The following is a 20402-nucleotide window of genomic DNA, read 5'->3' on the forward strand; positions in this document are numbered from 1 at the left end:
GCCGGTTCCGTGCCGTCCGCTCACCCCGCCACGACACATCCTTCGGTGCGTCCAGATCTCTTGCCCCCCGAGAGGAGCACGACGTGCGTACAGGCAAGGAATACCTCGCGGCACTGAACGACGGCCGCACGGTGTGGGTGGGTGACGAACTCGTCGACGACGTGTCCACGCACCCCAAGACCAGGGCGTACGCCCGGAGCATCGCGGACTTCTACGACCTGCACCACCGTCCCGACCTCCAGGACGTCATGACGTTCCTGGACGAGGACGGTGTCCGGCGGTCCATGACATGGTTCCAGCACCGCTCCAAGGAGGACCTGCTGCGCAAGCGGCGCTACCTGGAGACGGTGCAGCGGGAACTGGGCGGCGGTGCGATCCCGCGCACGCCGGACGTCAACAACTACGTCCTGCTGACCTACGTCGACGACCCCGAGCCCTGGAGCAGCCAGTCCGTCGGGACCGACGGGCGGGACCTCACCGGTGGGATCCTCGACTTCTGGAACGTGATGCGGGACGGCGACCTCAACGCGACGCCGGCCTTCGTCGACCCGCAGGCGGACCGCTCGCGCGATTCCGCGCAGGCCGTCTCCCCCGCACTGCGGGTGGTCGCCACCTCGGACGAGGGCATCACCGTGCGGGGCGTGAAGTCGATCAGCACCGGCGCGGCCTTCGGGGACTGGATCCACATCGGCGTCTTCTACCGCCCCGGCATCGTGTCGGAGCAGATCATCTACGGGGCGGTGAAGCCCAACACCCCCGGGGTCACCATCATCTGCCGCGAGAGCAACGTCCGCGACGGCGAGGAGGTGGAGCACCCGCTCGCCTCGCAGGGTGACGAGCTGGACAGCATCATCGTGTTCGAGGACGTGGTCATCCCCTGGAACCGGGTCTTCCACATCGGCAACCCCGAGCACGCCTCGCTGTACCCGCAGCGCGTCTTCGACTGGTTGCACTACCACTCGCTGGTGCGTGCCATGGTCAAGGCCGAGCTGATGCTCGGTCTGGCCCTGCTGATCACCGAGCACATCGGCACCTACCAACTGCCGCCCGTCCAGGCGCGGATCGCCAGGTTCGCCGGTTTCCTCCAGACCCTCAAGGCGCATGTGATCGCCTCGGAGGACGAAGGCTTCTTCACTCCCGGCGGCATCTACAAGCCGAACGTCCTGATGTTCGACTTCGGGCGGGCGTACTACATCGAGCACATCACCGACCTGACCCACGAACTCATCGACCTGTCCGGTCGTGCCGCGCTCATCTATCCCACCGAGGGGCAGTGGGAGCGGCCCGAACTGCGGCCGTGGCTGACGGCGCTGCAGACCGGACCGGTCGGCAGGCCGCACGACCGGCTGAAGATCAGCCGGGTGATCCGCGACATGTTCCTGTCCGACTGGGGCGACCGCATCAGCACCTTCGAGAACTTCAACGGCACGCCCCTGCTGGCCATCCGAAGCCTCACGATGAAACGTGCCGAGATGTCCCCCACCGGCAGCATGGCGGACCTCGCGCGCAAGGTCTGCGGCATCGAGAGCGTGAGCAGCGACGGTGAGCAGGAGTCCGCGTACCTGGCCCAGGCGGACTACGCCCGACGCCAGGACGCCTCTCGTCAGAACGCCTCGTAGCAGGATGCCGGGGCCCGGGTCAGAGCATGCCGCACTCCCGGGCCCTGGCGACCGCTGCGCTCCGGTCGTGCGCACCGAGTTTGCGGAAGACCGCCCGTACCTGTGTCTTGACGGTGTTGTGGGACACATAGAACTCGGCGGCGATCTCACGCAATGTCAGCGGACCGCACAGGGCGCGGAGCACCCGGCGCTCGCCGAGCGACAGCTCCTGGGGGCCGGACACGACGAGCGGCACGACGGTGTCCTCCCCGACTCCCCCGAGCAGATCCGTGAGCGCTCCTGGTGACTCGCACCGGGCCGCTGCCCGCTCGGACGCCTCACGGGCTTCCCGCGCGGCGTCCGCGTTGCGTCGCGCAGTGGCAAGTCGTGCCCGTGTGCCGTGATACAAGGCGTGCATCTGGGGTTCGCATCCTGTCCTGGACGAGTCCGCCAGCGCCGCTTGCGCATCGGCCAGGGTCCGTTCGGCCTCGTCGGCCCGTCCCTCATCGAGGAGCAGGCCCGCCCTGCCGATGTAGGCGGGCGCCGCGACGAAGTGCCGCTCCAGCCCGGCCGTCCCGGCCGCGTCCAGGGCTTCGTCGCTCAGCATGCGCGCCGGCTCATGGCGTCCGGCCAGCAGGGCACACAGCGCCCGCAGCCCCAGCGCGCGGACGAGCGTCAGGCCGTGCCCGGCGGCATGCGCGTCACGGGTCGCCTCGCCGAGCAGTGCCTCGGCCTCCTCGTACCGGGAGGTCCACAGCAGGGCGGTACCGCGGGCCGTACAGGCCAGGGCACGCCAGGACGTCAACGGGACCGTCCCGGCGAAGACGGTTTCGGCGAGACGGTCGCCGGTCAGGACCTCCCCCTGCAGCCAGCAGGCCACGGCCCGGGCGACGGCTGCCGCATCGGACACCGTGCTGCCCTCGCCGACCTTCTCCGCTCCCGGCCCCCTGAGCCGGACCACGTCCAGCCAGCGCCGGGCCGTTTCCGGAGCACCCCCCGACAGGGCTGCCATCGCCGCGACGACGCACAGTCTTGCGTCGGAGGCGACCGTGCGGAGCGGCAAGAGTTCCAGCCATTGCCTGACCTCCCGACCGCGGCCTGCCGAGATCGCCTGTTCCCAGTCGTGGAGTATCGACGCGACGGCGGCGGCCTCGTCACCGCCGCGCACCCAGTGCCGTACGGCCGCGGTCGTCTCGCCCTGCCGTGAGTACCACCGAGCCGCCGTCCTGTGCAACGACACGGCGGTCTCCCGCCCTTCGGATCCGAGAAGGTCGCAGAGCAGCGCGGACAGTGCGCGGTGACGCCGGTATGCCGAGGGATCGGCGGCTACGGGCACGAGCAGTTGGACGGTCCGTGCAAGCTCGCGCAGCAGTACGCCCGCCCGGTCCCCGGCGAGGGCCCGGCACGGCCCTGCGCTCAGCTCGTCGAGCACACTGGTACGGAGCAGGAACCGGCGCTGTTCGGTGGTGAGCCGGTGGAGCACTTCGGCGGCCAGGTACTCGGTGACCGCTCGCCTGCCACGGGCCAGGCCGGCCTTCGTATCCGCGTCGTCCGACGAGCGGGCGAGGGTACGGCCCATGATGCACACTCCCGCCGCCCACCCCTCGGTGGCCTCGTACAGCGCGCTCGACGTGTCCGGGGCCGGAGGGGACCCGAGCAGATCGGTGAGCACGGCGTGCGCCTCCTCGGGGGTGAAGGCCAGGTCGTGCTGGTCGAGTTCCGCGACCGCGCCCCGAACGCGCAGGGTCGGTACGGGTCCACCCGGTACGTGACGGGTCGACAGAATGACGCGGAAGCCCGGCGGCAGCCTTGTCAGGAAGTCCGAAAGGCTGCGGACCGCGTCGACGTCCGTGATCGATTCCACTCCGTCGAGGATCAGCGCGAGCGGTCCCTGTCCGTCCAGTCCGGTCACGAGGCTCGGCAGGATCTCCTCGAGCCACGCGTCGAGTGTCCACTCGCCGCTGTGGGGGCGGACGGGCAGTTCCGGCCGTACGTGCTGCAACGCCCGCAGGATGCCGGCCCAGAGCCGGCCCGGGGCGTTGTCGTACACGTCCAGGCTGAGCCAGGCGCACGCTCCACGAGTTGCGAGACTTCGCGACCACTCGGTCAGGAGCACCGTCTTTCCGGCACCGGCGGGCGCGGAAACCACCACCACGGGCTCGGTCGACGCGTCCAGCCGACGCAGCAGCCGGGGGCGGGTCAGCAGGTGCGGGGGCTGGTCCGCAGGACGCAGCTTGAAGGTCGGCACGGAACTGGTCATGGCACCTTCGGTGGAGTCGTCAGAACTGGTGGAGCCCCCGGCGTCCGTGGCTCGCCTGCAGAAGCCGGACGCCGGGGGCCGTTGTGGACCGAGGCAGGGATTCGCCAGCCTTCGTCGGGCCGCTGTCGCCTGAGCTAGCAGGGGGGCCTGAGCGTGCCGAAGTCTCCGCCGAAGTGGAGCAGCGGCCGGCCTTCCATCCGGTGTTCGAAGTGGCGCACGTCGCCCACGAATATGGTGTGATCGCCGCCGGGCAGTGCCGCTGCGACGTCGCACACGACAGCCGCGATGGCGTCCTTCAGCACCGGCACGCCGTGGTCGTCGATGGTCTCCACACCCGCGAACTTGTCCGGCTTGGAAACGGAGAAGTTCCGCGCGAGGTGCTCGCTGTCCTCGCCGAGGACGTTGACGGCGAAGCGACCGTGCTCCGCGATCGCGGTTCGCGTGTAGAGCTGGTTGCCGATGCACACGAGCAGTTGGAGCGGCTCCAGCGACAGCGCGGAGACGGCGCTCGCCGTCATGCCGATGGGCGTGCTGCCCGAGCATGTGGTGATCACGCTGACACCCGTGGCGAGCCGGCTCATCGTGGCTCGGAACCCGAAGACGACATCAAGGGTTTCACTCATTTGAGGACCTCCGTGAATTCGGGGCTGAACCCCGCGGTGTGATGAAGTGTTCGACATCGGCCGTCCTCGTGGATGACCGGCTCCCGTCGTGGTGACGCCGTGAGGATCAGTCCGTGACGCAGGGTTCGAGGACGAAGGTGTGGCGCAGCAGGGTGTACGGCACGTCGGTCATGCCCCGGCAGGGCCCGGCGTCGGCCGGGTAGGTGTCGTAGCGGTCGACCAGCGACTCCTTGACGCCGAACACCGGATCGGTGTCCAGGTGCGGGTCGTCCGAGGGGAAGAGCATGGTGGTCACGCGCTGGAATCCCGGCGCTTCGATCAGCAGGTGCACATGGGCGGGACGCATGAGCGACCTGCTGGTCGCGCTCATGAGTTCGCCGACCGGGCCGTCACCGGGTATCGGGTAGCTGGACGGGCGGATGGAACGGAATGCGAAGTGCCCCGTCTCGTCGGTGCGGAACAGCGCGCGCATGGCCGGCTCGTCCAGGCCGGGCACCTCCATGTCGTAGTGGCCGTCCGAGTCGCTGTGCCAGACGTCCACCGCCGCGTCGGCCACCGGTGCTCCCTCGTGGTCCACGACCCGTCCCTCGAAGAACAGCGGGGTACCGGACAGACCCCCGGAGATGTCTGCGGCGTCGGCCTGCTGCGGCCTGTCCTCCCTGAAGTACGGGCCCAGCACGCTGTTCTGCGTGGCCTGGCTGGGGCGTCGGTTGGTCAGGGCGTCGACCAGCATGGTGACTCCGAGCACGTCGGACAGCAGGATGAACTCCTGACGCGTCGGGGTGCACGTCTGCCCGGTGCGCGTCAGGAAGTCGACTCCCCGGGCCCATTCGTCCTGCGTCAGTTCGACGTCGCGGACGAAGGCGTGCAGGTGCCGCACCAGTGATTCCAGGATCTCGGCGACGCGGGAGTCCTTGGTGTCCCGCATGGTCGAGATCACGGCCTCGGTGATGGTGTCGCTGGTCAGATCACGCATGACGCGCTCCCGTGGTGGTTGGGCGGTGGGTCGCGGACTCGGTCCAGGGATGTCCGTCGCCGGGTGATGTGCACGGCGGTTGTCCGGCCCAGGCGTGGGTCAGGAGGGCGCGTACCGCCGTCCGTTCTACTGGTCGCGGGTTCCAGTAGCCGTCCCGCACGATGAGTTCGGCCGCCTGCTCGATGCCCGATTCCGGCATGCCGAGGTCGCGCAGTGCTCTGGGGGCGCCGAGCCTTCCCGCGAAGTCGAAGAGACCGCTAGCGGCATCAACCTCCGACAGCGCCTTCGCGATGCGTGCCATGGCCTCGGGCGCCGCCGGTGCGTTGTAGGCGACCACGTGCGGCAGGACGACAGCATGAGTTTCGGCGTGCGGAAGCCCGAACGTGCCGCCCAGGACGTGGCACACCTTGTGGTGCAGGGCCATGCCGACCGTGCCGAGGCACGTGCCCGCCAGCCACGCCCCGAACAGGGCATCGGCCCGCGCCTCGCCGTCGTCCGGACGCTGTACGACGACCGGGAGGGAGCGGATGAGGGATTCGAGCGCTTCACCGGCCATCAGGAAGGCGAGCGGGTCCCGGTCCTGTGCGTAGAGGGCCTCCACCGCGTGCGCCATCGCATTGATGCCGCTGACCACCGATGCCGCCGCGGGAAACGTGAACGTCAGGTCGACGTCGTACACCACGGTCTTCGGCAGCACTTCCGGCAGCCGACGGGTCGTCTTCCGGCGCCCTTCGGTCTCTCCGAGGATCGGCGTCATCTCCGAGCCGGCGTAGGTGGTGGGCAACGCCAGCTGCGGCAGCCCGGTCCGCAGAGCGATCGCCTTGCCGAGGCCGATCGTCGAGCCACCGCCGATGGCGAGCACCGAGTCCGCTCCCACGGTTCTGGCATACGCGACCGCCTTCTCCGTGACCTCGACGGGGGTGTGCGGAGCCGCTTCCGTGAAAGTTCCCACCGCCGCCGTGCCCAGTACGTCGTGTACCTCCACTGCCTGGCCCACTTGACCAGGTGTGCACAGGATGAGCACCCGACGACATCCGAGGGCATCAGCCTCTTCAGGGATACGGCTGCGCGTACCGCTGCCGAAGACCACCTTGGTGATCTGTCCCCGATGCACGAATGTCTTCATGAGAATTCCCCAGTCCCGCCGTCTGCTTGGAACCAAGACTTTCGATGCCTGAATGACGGGGGTCAACGTCATCCGCGAGGGATAACGGGCACCGGCATTGAAATACCTTGTTCGTGCGACAGGCTCCGCGCCCGGGGCCTCCGGCTCTCGACGGACATCACTCGTCTGCGCGATGCGGTGGGTGTCCATGGGCTGGATCGTGGATCCGGACCTCTGTCAGGCGGATATGCCGGTCGAGATCACCGAAACGGCGTCCGATGGGTCCGCATTCACGAGCGGCGAGGGTTCAGGTCGGGGGGTCCCGAACCCAGCAATACGGCGGCTGTCCGTGCGTCGCCCGGACCAGGTGCGGACCGGTCCGGCGCGCACCTGATCGACGGCTGAGATCCGGCCGTCGTCCCCACCCCAGGAGGCACCATGACCGGAACCGGACCCGACTGCGAGGCCGACCCCGGCATCCCGCTGAGTCGTGCGGCGACGGGGAAGACCGATGAGGACGCGAAGGCCGTGGCGGACCACGACATGCAGGCCCGCTTCGAACCGGCACTGGTACACCGTGACCGGCTTTTCGCGGCCGCCGTGCGAATGACCGGCAGTCCGACCGACGCCGAGGACCTGCTCCAGGAGACGTACGCCCGGGCCTACGCCTCGTTCCACCAGTTCCGCGAGGGCACGAATCTCAGGGCCTGGCTCTACCGCGTCCTCACCACCACGTTCCTCAACTACCGCCGCAGTCAACGCAGGCGGCCGCAACGCGACGACACGACGGCGATCGAGGACTGGCAGATCGCCCGCGCGGCCTCGCACACCTCGTCGGGACTGCGCTCCGCCGAGGCCGAGGCGCTCGACCACCTGCCCGACTCGGACGTCAAGGCGGCGCTGCAAGCCGTCCCGGAATACTTCCGAACGGCGGTGTACCTCTTCGACGTCGAGGGCTTCACCACCCGTGAGATCGCCGACATCATGCAGACTCCCGTCGGCACCGTGCTGTCCCGACTGCACCGAGGTCACCGACGGCTGCGCTCGCTGCTGGAGGGCTATGCCCAGGAGCACCGTCTCGTCCCGGCGGGCCACGTTCGAGGCAGTGGGTCCGCACCACGGGCTGGTGAGCGAGGTCACCCGGGACGGCGGCGGAAGGCGGGATGCATGTAGGGGGCAGCGGTGTTCCAAGAGCGCATGGAACACCCGTTGACAGCCCTCCGGCCCGGTGTCCGGGACAGCCCCGGGCCGGGGGGCTCGACTCCCGTACCGAGTGAGTGAGGAAGAGATGCCGAGACCCAGCACCGGTGCCGTCGATGCCGAGCTATGTGCACTCCTCGTCATGCCGGACGGCTCGGCGGTGACCGTGTCCACGCGACTGGGCTATCGTCCCGACGATCCCTACGCGGTCCGTGCGACCTTCCGCCTCGGCGGTGACCGGGCGGTCGAATGGTTCTTCGCCCGTGACCTCCTGAGAGAGGGGCTGCTCCAGCCAGTCGGTATCGGCGACGTCCGCCTGCGCCCTGCTGTGCACCAGGGACAGCACATGGTGCAGATCGTCCTCACGTCGCCCACAGGACGGGCGGACCTCATGATCCCCTGGCCGGTGGTGACGGAGTTCCTGCAACGCACCGATGCGGTGGTGTCACCCGGCACCGAGCACATGCATGTCGACCTGGACGCCCAACTGATGCATCTTCTCGCAGAGCACTGACCCACACCCACGATCGATCGATCATCGATCACAGCGATCTCGCGACAGGAGACCACGATGTTGACCGTGCTGTCGCCGATCTTCGCTCTGCTCGCAGCGGCGACCAACGCACTGGGAACCGTGATGCAGCGCCGGGCCGCCACCGTCGTCCCGCAGTCCAGCGGTCTGCGCATCGGCCTGATGTGGGACCTGCTGCGCACACCGGTCTGGCTGCTCGGCATAGGTGGGGTCGCCCTCTCGGCGATCTTCCAGGGCGCCGCGCTGGCCACCGGCGCCCTGGCGGTCGTACAGCCGCTCTTCATGCTGGAGTTGCCGTTCGTGCTGCTGCTCGCGAGCATCGTCTTCGGGCGCCCGTTGCCCCGGGCCGGCTGGCTGCCCGTCGGCAGTATCGGGGGCGGCCTGTGCCTGGCGTTGTTCGCGGCCGCGCCGACCGGTGGCACTCTCGAGATCCCCGCGGCCCGGTGGACAGCGGTGCTGACCTGCTGCCTGCTCGCCTTGGTGGTGCTGTGCAGCGTCGCGGTCAGGCTGCCCAACGGCGCGGCGCGCGCCGCGTGCATGGGCCTGGCCGCCGCCGTCTCCTACTCCCTCACTGCCGCGCTCATGAAGTCCTCGACCGCCGTCCTCGGCCGCCGGGGTATGGGTGCCTTCTTCACCACATGGCAGACCTATGCGTTCGCAGCCCTCGGCGTGTGCGCCCTGCTCCTGCTGGAGAACGCCATGCAGTCCGGACCGCTGGTCGCCTCCCAGCCTGCCCTGACCCTCGGGGACACCCTGGTGAGCCTGGCGCTCGGCGTCACCCTCTACGGGGAAAGACTGCGTGCCGGCTGGTGGCTGACCCTCCAGGTGCTCGGGCTCGCGCTGGTGGCGTACGGGGTCGCCCGCCTGTCACGTCAGCATCTCGTTCCCGCAGGAATGTGAAATACCCGATTCGTGCGAGAGCAGCCGACGGCACAACGCTTGAATCGCAGCCAATATCGCCGATCTGCGGGATGGCCAAGCGCGCCGTGGCATCGGACCGTGAGACCAGGTCTCAGCGGACGGCCCCGGCAGGCTGGATGCACATCGGGCGGACATGTCGGCGGCGTAAGACACTCCGCGATGGACACAGAATTCTCGCGAGCATCTGGAGATCCGAAAAATATGGGGAAATTGGTCAATACGGCCCTGGAGGCCGTGGCGGATGTGCCGGATGGAGCGTCGTTGGCCGTGGGCGGGTTCGGATTGAGTGGTGTGCCGAACGTGCTGATCCAGGCCCTGTTCGAGCGGGGCGTCGGCGGGCTGTCGGTCGTCTCGAACAACTGCGGGGCAATGGATTCGGGCCTGGCGGTACTGCTCTCGGCGGGCCGGATCGGACGGGTGACGGGATCGTATGTCGGGGCGAACAAGGAGTTCGCGCGGCAGTACCTGTCCGGTGAGCTGGAGGTGGAGCTTATCCCGCAGGGCACGCTCGCCGAACGGCTGCGCGCCGGCGGCGCGGGCATCCCCGCCTTTTACACCCCGGCGGGGGTGGGCACGCAGGTCGCCGAGGGCGGGCTGCCCTGGCGCTACGACGGCTCCGGCGGGGTCGCACTGGCCTCGCCGGCCAAGGAGGTGCGGGTCTTCGACGGCACCGAGTACGTGCTCGAACGCGGCATCCGCACCGACTTCGCGCTGGTACGGGCGGCGCAGGGCGACCGGCACGGAAACCTGGTGTTCAGCAAGTCCGCCCGCAACTTCAACCCCCTCGCGGCCATGGCCGGCAGGGTCACGATCGCGGAGGTGGAGGAGCTGGTCGAGCCCGGCGAGATCGATCCGGACGCGGTGCACCTGCCCGGCATCTTCGTCCAGCGGGTGTTGGCCCTCACCCCGCAGCAGGCGGCGGACAAGAAGATCGAGCGGCGGACGGTGACCAGCTGATGGCCTGGACTCGTGAGGAGATGGCCGCCCGCTCCGCGCGTGAGCTGCGCGACGGCCAGTACGTCAATCTCGGCATCGGCCTGCCCACGCTGATCCCCGCCTACCTGCCGCCAGGGGTGGAGGTGATCCTCGAGTCGGAGAACGGCATCCTGGGCACTGGCCCCTACCCGGGTGCGGACGAGGTCGACCCGGACCTGATCAACGCCGGCAAGGAGACCGTCACGGTCCTGCCCGGTGCCTCCTTCTTCGACTCCGCACTGTCCTTCGCGATGATCCGCGGCGGGCACATCGACGCAGCGGTGCTGGGTGCCATGCAGGTCTCCGAGCAGGGGGACCTGGCGAACTGGGCGATCCCCGGAAAGATGATCACGGGGATCGGCGGTGCGATGGACCTGGTCCACGGCGCCCGCACGGTCATCGTCGTCATGACGCACACAGCCAAGGACGGCTCGCCGAAGATCCGCACCGAGTGCACACTGCCGCTGACCGGGAAGCACTGCGTGAACCGGATCATCACCGATCTCGGTGTCCTCGACGTCACCGACGAGGGGCTTGTGCTCGTCGAGTGCGCACCTTCCGTCGACGTCGAGGAGATCATCGCCAAGACCGACGCCAAGCTGACCGTCACGGAGGGCCTGCTGTGAACCCCGTCTACATCGTCGACGCCGTGCGCACGCCGATCGGGCGCTACAACGGCGGCCTGGCCTCGGTGCGCCCCGACGACCTGGCTGCCCACGCCATCCGCGAACTCCTCTCCCGCACACCCCAGTTGGACCCTGCGCACATCGAGGACGTGTACCTCGGCAACGCCAACGGCGCCGGCGAGGAGAACCGCAACGTGGCCCGCATGGCCGCCCTGCTCGCCGGCCTGCCCACCAGCGTGCCCGGGGCGACGGTCAACCGGCTGTGCGCCTCCGGACTCGAAGCCGTCATCCAGGCCGCCCGCGCCATCGCCGTCGGCGACGCCTCCGTCGCCATCGCCGGCGGCGTGGAGTCCATGACCCGCGCCCCCTACGTCCTGCCCAAGAACGACAGACCGTTCCCGGCCGCCCACGCCGAGCTGTACTCCACCACGCTGGGCTGGCGCATGGTGAACCCGGCGATGAACCCGCAATGGACCATCCCTCTCGGGGAGTCGGCCGAACTCATCGCCGAGAAGCACAAGATCGGCCGTGAGCAGCAGGACGAGTTCGCCCTGCACAGCCACCAGAAGGCCGCAGCCGCCCAGGAACAGGGCCTGTTCGACGCCGAGTTCGTGCCCGTCCCAGTCCCGCAGCGCAACGGCGACCCCCAGCTGTTCGCGGCCGACGAGTGCGTACGCCCAAACGCCTCCCTCGCGGCGATGGCAAGGCTCAAGCCGTCCTTCCGTACCAAGCAGGGCACGGTCACCGCCGGCAACGCCTCCCCCCTCAACGACGGCGCCGCAGCCCTGCTGCTGGCCGACGAGGAGGGTGTGAAGGCCATCGGCCGCGAGCCGCTGGCACGCGTCTGCGCGACCGGAGTCTCCGCGATCGACCCCGACTACTTCGGCCTCGCCCCCGTCGAAGCCGTCGACCGGGCCCTGGCCAAAGCCGGCCGGACCTTCGCCGACCTCGACGTACTGGAGCTGAACGAGGCCTTCGCCGCCCAGGTCCTCGGCTGCCTCGCCGAATGGCCAGAGTTCGACCCGGCAATCCTCAACCCGCAGGGCGGCGCCATCGCGCTCGGCCACCCCCTCGGCGCCTCCGGCGCCCGCCTCGCCGGCACCGTCGCCCACCAGCTCGCCCGCCGCGGCTCCGGCACGGGCGTCGCCACCCTCTGCATCGGCGTGGGCCAGGGACTCGCCCTCGTCCTCGAACGCTGACACGCACGGGACGAGCAGACCGTCGTGGGGAACAGCGTCCGGGACGGGAATCGGCAGCGGCCTCCGCGCGGGGGCGGCGGGTGCGGACGTACGGTACTGATATGTGCGCCATGCGGGAAGGCGGCGCGGCGCAGCCCCACGGGCCCCGCTCCCCTTCACCCACCGCCGGGTCACTGCGCCGGGCCGAGCTGGACCGGCTGCTGGAGTTCGCCGTGCGCGACACCGGCGCGCACGCGGGAGCGGTCTTCCTGCTGGCGTCCGACGAGCAGACCCTGCGGCTGGAGGTGACCGCAGGGATGCCGGCGGAGTATCTCGCGCCGTGGTTCGGGGTGGCGCTGTCGAGCCGCTTTCCCGTGACCGACGCGGTGCGCGAGCGGCGGCTCGTCTGGCTCGGCGACCCGGAGGAGCTCGCCCGTCGCTACCCCCGCACGGCGATCGCCCTGCCCTACCACCATGCGGTGGCCGTGGCGCCGCTCCTCACCGGCACGACGGTCTGGGGCGCACTGCTGCTGTTCTGGCCCGGCGCCGGCTCCACCCGTGCCGACGGCCCGAGCCCCGAACGGGTCCGTGCCGCCGGTCGGCGTCTGGGACGGTTCCTGCGCGACGCCGCCGGCACCGGCCATGCCGTCGGCCCGGGACCCACACCCCGCACCCTGGTGCAGCCGCCCGCCCGCAAGCGGGGGCCCGCCGAGGCGCTCGCCGCGGCCGACTTCGTCGAACGGCTGCCCTGGGGCAGCTGCTCCCTCGACCTCGAAGGCACGTTCACCTACGTCAGCGCCACAGCCGCCGCCCTGCTGGGCGCGAGCAGCCCCGACGAACTGATCGGCACTCGCCCATGGCAGTCCCTGCCCTGGTGCGCCGACCCGGCCTTCGAGGACCACTTCCGCGCTGCCGTGGTCAGCCGGAAGCCCGGCCACTACACCGCCATGCACCCGCCGGACCAGTGGCTCGCGTTCGAGCTCTACCCCGACGACTCGGGGGTGAGCGTCCGTATATCGCCGACCGGTCCGGGCGGAGACTCGCAGCCGGCACCCACCGGGACGGAGACGTTCCAGGGCGAGCCGATCCGCCTGGGCGAGGTCTACCGGGTACTGCACCTGGCCGCCGCCCTCTCCGAAACCGTGGGCGTCTCGGACGTGGTCGATCTGGTCACCGAGGAGATGCTGCCGGCGTTCGGAGCCCGGACCGTCGCCCTGCTCACCGCCGAGGACGGCCGAATGCGGGTCGTCGGCCGCAGGGGCTACAACCCCTCGCTGCTCCAGCACTTCGACGGGGTGCCGCTGACCCACCCGGCACCCGCGGTCCGGGTCCTCGCCACCGGCGTGCCCAGCTTCTACGCCTCCTTCGACGAGCTGTCCCGGGCCTACCCGCCCGCCCCGCACCAGAAGGGTCTGCATGCCTGGGCGTTTCTGCCGCTCATCGCCTCCGGGCGCCCGGTGGGCTCGTGCGTGTTCGCCTTCGACCGGCCCCACCCGTTTCCCGACCAGCAGCGGGTCGTCTTCATCGCGCTCGCGGGACTGATCGCGCAGGCGCTGGAACGGGCCCGCATGTACGACACCAGCAACGAACTCGCCAGGACCCTGCAGGCGGCCCTGCTCCCCGACTCGCTGCCCGACCTTCCCGGACTGGATGTGGCGGCCCGCTATCTGCCCAGCGTCCGCGGCATGGACATCGGCGGCGACTTCTACGACCTGGTCCGGGTCGACGACAGCACCGCCGCCGCGGTCATCGGAGACGTCCAGGGCCACAACGTCAACGCCGCCGCGCTCATGGGCCGGGTGCGCCCCGCCATCCGCTCGCACGCCGCCTCGGGGGCCACGCCGTCACAGGCCCTCGCCCAGGCCAACCGCCTGCTGGTCGCCATGGACCCGGGCCGCTTCGTCAGTTGCCTCTACGCCCATCTCGACCTCGCACACCGCCGAGCCGTCCTCGCCACCGCCGGCCATCCCCCGCCCGTCATGCGTCGCCCGGACGGCCACGCCGAGGTCCTTCCGCTCCAGCCCGGGCTGCTGCTCGGCATCGACCCCGACGCGGACTATCCCGCCACCGAGATCCCGCTGACCCCCGGCACCGTCCTCGCCCTGTACACCGACGGCCTCGTCGAGACTCCCGGGGTCGACATGGACGACGCCATGTCAGGGCTCGCCACCCAGCTCGCCCGGGCCTCGGCCCAGCCCATGGACCGACTCGCCACGACCTTGATCGACCATGCACGGCAGACCGCGCCCCGGACGGACGACATCGCCCTGCTGCTCATCGGGCTTGCCACCGCCGGATAGCGCGCGCCCCCGGCTGGGCTTGCACGGCAGTCACTGCGGCCGGACGGCCTGCCTTGACAGCGCAGGCACCGAGGGCAACGATGGGAACCATGGAAACTAATTCAGTTTCTTCAGTTTCCCCCAGTGGCGAGCGGCGTGCGGACCTGATCGTGGAGGCGGCCGGCCGGCTGTTCTTCGGGTCGGGTTTCGCGCGGGTGAGCATGGACGATCTCGCTCGTGAACTCGGGATGAGCAAGAAGACGATCTACCGCCATTTCCCGGACAAGCGCAGCCTGCTGGCCGCGGTGCTGGACCGCCAGTTCGCCGCGGTGGAGCGCACGCTGGTGACGGCGACCGAGGACGCAGCAGGGCAGCCGTTCGCTGTGCGGGTGCAGCGGTTCCTGATCGCGGCGGGCAGTGAGCTCGGACGGATCGGCGCGCCTCAGCTCGCGACGGGGCGGGGCGACGCGATGCTGCGCCAGTACGTGGAGCAGCGTGTGGACGCGGTGGTCTACCAGCGGCTCGACGAGCTGTTCCGGGAGGGGCACCAGCAGGGCTTGCTGCCGGCGCCGCCCGAGCTGCTGAGTGAGATCACCCGCGGCGCGTTGGAACGGCTGCTCATGTCGGAGTTGCCGCGCGATCTGGAGTGGACCGCAGCCGATCTGCTGCGGGCGACCGTCGACACCGTGCTGTACGGGGCGATCCGCCCGACAGGCCAGGGCATCGACGACGAACAACCCCGGGCGGTCATCCCGACGGCCCGCGACGACGAGCAGGAGGTGGGCCCATGACCGGGACAACCGGCAGGGTGGCATTGGTGACGGGGGCCAGCAGCGGAATCGGCGCAGCCACGGCGCGACTTCTGGCCGCGCGAGGAATGCGCGTGGTGGTCAACTACCTCCGCAACGCCAAGGCGGCCGAGGAGGTCGTGGCCGACATCGAGGCCGCCGGAGGCCAGGCCATGGCCGTGCAGGCCGATGTGCGCGAGGAGGCGGCCGTCGAGAGCATGGTCGGACAGGTCCAGGCGGCTTGGGGCGGCATCGACGTGCTCGTGCACAACGCGCTCATCCCGTATGCGGTCAAGCCGTTCAAGGACATGACGTGGGAAGAACTGGGCGGCAAGATCGACGCCGAGATGCATGCGGCGTTCGCGGTCACCAAAGCCGTACTGCCCACGATGACCGAACGAGGGTGGGGACGCCTCATCTACATCGGTACCGGACTCAGCCGCCTGCCGCGGGCGGGCATGATCGCGCTGGGCGTTTCCAAGGCCGCACTCGAGCAGTTCGCCCGGTATCTCGCCCAGGAACTCGGCCCGCAGGGCATCACGGTCAACGTCGTCTCGCCCGGCCCGGTGGAGTCCCGCACCGCTGATGCCGTGCTCGACGACGCGACGAGGCAGCGGCAGGTGGCCGCCACCCCCTTGGGCCGCCTGGCCCACCCGGCCGACGTCGCCCAAGCGGTCGCCTTCTACGCCGCCGAGGACAACTCCTTCATGACCGGCACCACGGCCGCGGTCAACGGCGGCATGGCCATGTACTGACACACCGCTGACCTCCGCACACGCGGCCGAACCCTTAAACAATCAAGGAAAGACGTTCATGCACACGATCGACCTGGCCTACGTCGGACGGGGCCTGCACGAAGAACTCGCCGCCTACATCGCCGACCAGCAGGACTACTACGCCGAGGAGGGTGTCCACGTCGCGCTGCGCGACGGCTGCATCTGGGACGTGGAACGGCTGCGCCGCTGCGCCACCATCGGGCTCGGCCGGGCACTGCTGTCACGACTGACCGACGGCACCCCGTGGGTCGCACTCAGTGTCAACACCCAACGCCCGCTGTTCTGGTTCCTCGCCCGCCCCGGCCTGACCTCCCTGGCCGACCTGGCCGGGCGACGGCTGGCGATCCACGCCCCGCACACCCCGCCCGGCGCATTCGCCCGGATCGTGCTGCGAAAGGCCGGCCTCGACCCGGACCGCGACGTGAAGACCATCGTCCGCTCGCCCGGCGACTACGGCATGGACCTGCGCCGGCTCAACGACGGCAGTATCGACGCCGCCTACGTCGGCAGCACCATGGCACCGGAGGCGGTGGCCGCCGAGCACGGCTGGAACGTGCTGGCCTGGGTCGGCGACCACTTCCAGATCCCCACCGTGGGCGTGGCCGTCGACCCCACCTACATCTCACCGGACGACCCTGCGGTCCAGGCCGTCGTACGAGCCCACCGGCGCGCCCTTCAGGTGATCCACGACGACCCCGACACCACGGTGCGCCACATGCAGACGTTCCTCGGCGGACAGACCGCGAAAGAGGCCCGAGCCCACTACGACACGTTCATCGCGCCGTACTTCACCACGGACGGCCAGGCCGACCTCGCTGTCGGCGACGAGGCGATCACCGCGGTCGCCGCCGAACTCGGCGTTCCCGCCGGTGTCACCGCGGCCGAGTTCTTCCACACTGCGGCCACCACAGCCTAGGCATCAGGACCCGTGCGGCAGTTATGGCACGTGATCCTATCCAGACGAATGATGGCGTTCTTCACTGCGGAGTCGCAGTCGCGCAACCGGTCGACCGGTGCCCCAAGTCTTGGAAATCGGGCTCCTCTATCGCCCACGTGATCACGGCTTTCGCCCTCGACGAGGGTCCCCGCTTCTCGTCGGCGAGGGCGGCCGGCGTCGACGTGTAGAAGCCCGTCGCAGCGTGCAGCGGATCCCGGCCCCTGCCGCGGACACGCTCGGCACCGGTGGCAGACCCTGCAGGCGTTCCGGGGCGACTGGGCAGGCCGAGACCCAACCGACATCCGTGTGAAGGTGTGCTAATGGCCAGGAACTCGTCGGGTTCCAGGTCGAGGGCGACCAGCGTTTGCACGGCCGTGCGTACTTGCCCCATGGTGGCTGCGGCGTGGATGCCCTGTCCGGCGACTTCGCCGATCACCAGCGCGGTACGGGCGCCGGGCGGGGACGGGGCATCGAAGCAGCTGCCGTGGAGCCTGACACCGTGCCAGCAAATGCCGCTGAATGGTTGCGGCGGCGGTGTGCTCGCGGCGAACCGAGGGACGTTGTCGAGACACACTGCCGTGTGAGCCGCCGCTTCCATGGCCAGAGCGCACGTGGCCACCGCAACGCCAGTGAGACTCGGGCCGCGGAGAAGGAGCCGCTGGCACGCTTCCGCAGTGGGGAGAAGGCGTCGCTGACAACAGCGCAGGTACGCCACACCGGTCACCCCGCTCAGGGGGCACGGTGCGGCGCAACCCGGGTGCGAAGCGCCCGTTGAGCGGGCGTCGACATGCGCCAGAGACGAGGTCGGTTGATCTGGCCGAACAGGCTAGTCCAGGCGGGATACCTGATAGTGGCCGATGGACCAGTCGTCCCCTGTGCGGACGACGAGGACGGAGAGTTTCACGTCCAGCGGAGGCCGGTCCGTGAACGAGAACTCGACGGCGAGGTAGCCGAGGACGAGGTCGTCGGCGTGCCGCCTGGTCTCGAGGATCCGGTATGCCGCCTTCATGCCGAGGGGCTGGGAGTCGTAGTAGTCGGCGACGCCCTGGCGTCCGACGCTGTAGGGGTGCAGCCCCTGGAAGACGGCGTCCTCGGTGAAGAGGGCGGCGACGCGGTCGGGCTGGTGCGCGTCGACCGCGGCCTTCCACTGGTCGAGCACTCCGCTCAGGATCTCCGCGTCGTCGGTCGTGGCGGTCATGTCCACTCCTTGGTCCAAGACTCGGTGTACGGTCAGTGTCCGGCGCTCATGCCGCCGTCGACGTGCAGGATCTCGCCGGTGACGAACGGCGCCGCTTCCAGGAAGAGCACTCCGCCGACGATGTCGCTCACTTCACCCATCCGGCCGACCGGGTGCAGGGCGGCAAGGAACTCGTGGGTCTCCTCGGGGTGCATGGGGGTCTTGATGGTGCCGGGCGACACGGCGTTGACGCGGATGCCTCGGGTGGCGTACTCGATCGCCAGGGACTTGGTCGCGGACTGCAGGCCACCCTTGGTCAGCGAGGCAAGCACCGAGGGCACCCTGGAGTCAGCGCTGTCCACCAGGCTGGTGGTGATGTTGACGATGTGACCGCCGCCCTGGGCGAGCATCTGCTCGACCGCCAGCTGAGTGATACGGAAGAAACCGCTCAGGTTCACGCCGATCACGGCCGCATAGTCGTCGACGGTGTAGTCGGTGAAGGGCTTGGCGACGAAGACGCCCACGTTGTTCACCAGGGTGTCGACCCGGCCGAACCGCTCCACCGCGGCGGAGATGACACGGCCGGCGGTGGAGGGATCCGCGACGTCCCCCTGGATGGTGACGACCTCCGCGTCGTCCGAGGGTGCGATGGTGCGGGAGGTGGCGACGACCGCGTACCCGAGTGCGCGGTAGCCGTCCACCAGTCCGGCGCCGATGCCCTGTGACGCGCCGGTGATGACGGCGACCTTCTGCTGCGCAATGCTCACGGTGATCTTCACTTTCGAGGTGGGAGGACTGTTCCGGACCGGTGGAAGAATTTTTAGCCGACCGGTCGACTATTTGACGATAGGCAGCCGTGCGCCCGCGAGGCAACAATTGGCGGCCCCTCCTCTGGGACTCGATTCCTCCCGTCTGGGAGGCCGTGGCTCTCAGTGCAGGTGGGGACGTTGCAGGTAGAAGACCACGGATTGCGTCGGACCGACGGATCGCGTCGGGACTGACGGATCGCGTCGGTGCCGGGGAACGGCGGCTTCCGTCGGCGGGGACTCGGTCTCTACTGTCGGTACGGGCAGCCGGCGGGCAGCCAGGCGTCGGCGGCGTGTATGCCGAGGTCTAGGACGCCGTCACACAGGGCGTCCATGGCAGCGATGACCGCCGCGCGTGCCTCGTTCTCGCGTCGTACGAGGGACCAGGTCCAGTAGACCTCGGGGGCGACGACGGGGCGTCGCACCAGGTCGGCCGGGAGCGCGCAGGTCTGCCCCTTGGGCGAGTTGATGATCGGACGGTCGCTGCGGCGGACGTGGTCGAAGAAGGCCGGGCCGGTGATGCCGCCGTCCGATATGGGCACGGCTCGGGCTCCGGTGTCACGGGCGAGTTCTTCGGCGTAGACGTTCCAGGACGACCAGGACGTGATGTCGTCGTCGAGGAGAACCGCGGTGTCCCGGGCCCGCACCGGGCTGGTGTCGTCTCCCTTGGCGACGGCATAGAGCCGATCGGCGCCGAGGATCCGGGCGTTCAGGCGGTGCCTTTCCACATCCTCGGCCCGTACCCAGCACACCGCGAGATCGAGGCTGCCGTCGGCCACCCGGGCTGCCTGGGTGTGGGAGGGGGCGACCCAGGCGTCGATGTGGATCTGAGCCACCGAGGAGGTACGAACGGTCAGATCTCCGGGCAGCCAGTTGACGTAGCCGAGCCGGACCGGTTCGGAGCCGGACAGCCGGCCGGCGCGGCGCTGGAGGTCATCCGCCCGTTCCAGCAGAGCGCGGGTGTGCGGGAGCAGTTCCGCACCGGCCGGAGTGAGGGACACCGAGCGGCGATCGCGCTCGAAGAGGCGCACCCCGAGGTCGCGTTCGAGGGCCTTGATCTGCTGGGAGAGGGAAGGACCGGCGATCAGAAGCCGCGAGGCGGCCCGGCCGAAGTTCAGCTCCTCGGCCACCGCGATGAAATACCTCAGTTGGCGCAGCTCCACGCCCCTCATGCTACGCGCGCTGGGAGGGGTCACCTATCAGCAAGGAGGGAGCCGGTCATGGCAACGTCCCTGGTGGCAGGGCCAGGATGGAGGCACGAAGGCGAGGACGGGGCACCGAACGGCCCCATGACGCGGATCCAGTGACTCCGGCGTGGATCCGAGAGGAGCGAGGAAATGCCAGAGTTCCTGGTGCAGATCACCACCACCGTCCCCGAGGGCGCCGGTGCGGACGAGGTCGGGCGCCGCCGAGCCGCCGAGGCCGTCCGCGCGGCGGAACTGGCCGCTTCCGGCCATCTGTACCGGCTGTGGCGTCCGGTCGGCGAGCTGCGCAGCATCGGCATCTGGCGGGCCGCAGACGAAGCCGAGCTGCACGAGAAGATACTCGGCACACTGCCGCTCCGGTCCTGGATGACCCTCACCGTCACCGCACTGGTGCCCCACCCCAACGACCCGGGCACGGTCGGCGCGGCGCAGTGACCGCC

General features: G+C 69.7%; 20 protein-coding genes. 12 read left to right on the forward strand and 8 right to left on the reverse strand.

Annotated features, from left to right (window positions below; genetic code table 11):
* The first annotated feature begins 83 nt into the window (after positions 1-83).
* Entirely contained in the window at positions 84-1619 is a 1536-nt protein-coding gene (locus tag A6P39_RS01420; protein ID WP_067046038.1) for a 4-hydroxyphenylacetate 3-hydroxylase family protein, read from the forward strand.
* 19 nt (positions 1620-1638) lie between these two features.
* Here A6P39_RS01420 and A6P39_RS01425 read toward each other — a convergent pair whose 3' ends face one another.
* From A6P39_RS01425 to A6P39_RS01440, 4 genes are all read right to left on the reverse strand, one after another.
* Positions 1639-3858, reverse strand: coding sequence for a LuxR family transcriptional regulator (locus A6P39_RS01425; protein WP_067046036.1), 2220 nt, complete (start codon positions 3856-3858; stop codon positions 1639-1641).
* Positions 3859-3992: 134 nt separating this feature from the next.
* The gene (locus tag A6P39_RS01430) at positions 3993-4481 is read right to left on the reverse strand and encodes a flavin reductase family protein (RefSeq protein WP_079133400.1); all 489 of its coding nucleotides are present in this window, start codon (positions 4479-4481) and stop codon (positions 3993-3995) included.
* Between the two features lie 106 nt (positions 4482-4587).
* On the reverse strand, positions 4588-5457 hold the full coding sequence (locus A6P39_RS01435; protein ID WP_067046031.1) for a dioxygenase family protein: 870 nt from the start codon (positions 5455-5457) through the stop codon (positions 4588-4590).
* On the reverse strand, positions 5450-6772 hold the full coding sequence (locus A6P39_RS01440; protein WP_234378918.1) for a maleylacetate reductase: 1323 nt from the start codon (positions 6770-6772) through the stop codon (positions 5450-5452). The genes A6P39_RS01435 and A6P39_RS01440 overlap by 8 nt, the downstream gene beginning before the upstream one ends.
* A gap of 228 nt (positions 6773-7000) precedes the next feature.
* Here A6P39_RS01440 and A6P39_RS01445 point away from each other — a divergent pair, with 228 nt between their 5' ends.
* The 10 genes from A6P39_RS01445 to A6P39_RS01490 all read left to right on the forward strand — a co-directional run bounded on the left by A6P39_RS01445 (position 7001) and on the right by A6P39_RS01490 (position 16753).
* Positions 7001-7735: a sigma-70 family RNA polymerase sigma factor gene (locus tag A6P39_RS01445; protein WP_079133398.1), complete on the forward strand. Its 735-nt coding sequence runs from the start codon at positions 7001-7003 to the stop codon at positions 7733-7735.
* A 115-nt stretch (positions 7736-7850) separates the two neighbouring features.
* The gene (locus A6P39_RS01450) at positions 7851-8276 is read left to right on the forward strand and encodes an SsgA family sporulation/cell division regulator (protein ID WP_067046029.1); all 426 of its coding nucleotides are present in this window, start codon (positions 7851-7853) and stop codon (positions 8274-8276) included.
* A 57-nt stretch (positions 8277-8333) separates the two neighbouring features.
* Positions 8334-9194, forward strand: coding sequence for a DMT family transporter (locus A6P39_RS01455; protein WP_067046027.1), 861 nt, complete (start codon positions 8334-8336; stop codon positions 9192-9194).
* A 222-nt stretch (positions 9195-9416) separates the two neighbouring features.
* On the forward strand, positions 9417-10172 hold the full coding sequence (locus A6P39_RS01460) for a CoA transferase subunit A (protein WP_067046025.1): 756 nt from the start codon (positions 9417-9419) through the stop codon (positions 10170-10172).
* A complete protein-coding gene (locus A6P39_RS01465) occupies positions 10172-10816 on the forward strand; it encodes a CoA transferase subunit B (RefSeq protein ID WP_067046022.1) in 645 nt (214 codons plus the stop codon). The genes A6P39_RS01460 and A6P39_RS01465 overlap by 1 nt, the downstream gene beginning before the upstream one ends.
* On the forward strand, positions 10813-12015 hold the full coding sequence (locus A6P39_RS01470) for a thiolase family protein (protein ID WP_067046020.1): 1203 nt from the start codon (positions 10813-10815) through the stop codon (positions 12013-12015). Before A6P39_RS01465 ends, A6P39_RS01470 begins: the two co-directional genes overlap by 4 nt.
* Positions 12016-12116: 101 nt before the next feature.
* Entirely contained in the window at positions 12117-14294 is a 2178-nt protein-coding gene (locus A6P39_RS01475; RefSeq protein WP_079133397.1) for a SpoIIE family protein phosphatase, read from the forward strand.
* A gap of 149 nt (positions 14295-14443) precedes the next feature.
* The gene (locus A6P39_RS01480) at positions 14444-15064 is read left to right on the forward strand and encodes a TetR/AcrR family transcriptional regulator (RefSeq protein ID WP_275883771.1); all 621 of its coding nucleotides are present in this window, start codon (positions 14444-14446) and stop codon (positions 15062-15064) included.
* On the forward strand, positions 15061-15816 hold the full coding sequence (locus A6P39_RS01485; protein WP_067046018.1) for an SDR family NAD(P)-dependent oxidoreductase: 756 nt from the start codon (positions 15061-15063) through the stop codon (positions 15814-15816). Before A6P39_RS01480 ends, A6P39_RS01485 begins: the two co-directional genes overlap by 4 nt.
* Before the next feature lie 58 nt (positions 15817-15874).
* Positions 15875-16753, forward strand: coding sequence for an ABC transporter substrate-binding protein (locus tag A6P39_RS01490; protein ID WP_067046016.1), 879 nt, complete (start codon positions 15875-15877; stop codon positions 16751-16753).
* Between the two features lie 61 nt (positions 16754-16814).
* On the opposite strand, the gene A6P39_RS01495 is transcribed toward A6P39_RS01490, so the two are convergent.
* From A6P39_RS01495 to A6P39_RS01510, 4 genes are all read right to left on the reverse strand, one after another.
* Positions 16815-17372, reverse strand: coding sequence for a SpoIIE family protein phosphatase (locus A6P39_RS01495; protein WP_079133403.1), 558 nt, complete (start codon positions 17370-17372; stop codon positions 16815-16817).
* Positions 17373-17600: 228 nt separating this feature from the next.
* The gene (locus A6P39_RS01500) at positions 17601-17972 is read right to left on the reverse strand and encodes a nuclear transport factor 2 family protein (protein WP_030651808.1); all 372 of its coding nucleotides are present in this window, start codon (positions 17970-17972) and stop codon (positions 17601-17603) included.
* 32 nt (positions 17973-18004) lie between these two features.
* Positions 18005-18718: an SDR family NAD(P)-dependent oxidoreductase gene (locus A6P39_RS01505; protein WP_067046056.1), complete on the reverse strand. Its 714-nt coding sequence runs from the start codon at positions 18716-18718 to the stop codon at positions 18005-18007.
* Positions 18719-19005: 287 nt separating this feature from the next.
* Entirely contained in the window at positions 19006-19929 is a 924-nt protein-coding gene (locus A6P39_RS01510) for a LysR family transcriptional regulator (RefSeq protein WP_067046014.1), read from the reverse strand.
* A gap of 165 nt (positions 19930-20094) precedes the next feature.
* Here A6P39_RS01510 and A6P39_RS01515 point away from each other — a divergent pair, with 165 nt between their 5' ends.
* On the forward strand, positions 20095-20397 hold the full coding sequence (locus A6P39_RS01515; protein WP_067046012.1) for a muconolactone Delta-isomerase family protein: 303 nt from the start codon (positions 20095-20097) through the stop codon (positions 20395-20397).
* Positions 20398-20402 lie beyond the last annotated feature (5 nt).

Origin of the sequence: Streptomyces sp. FXJ1.172 (assembly GCF_001636945.3) — a bacterium.
In the GTDB taxonomy this organism is placed as follows: Bacteria; Actinomycetota; Actinomycetes; order Streptomycetales; family Streptomycetaceae; genus Streptomyces.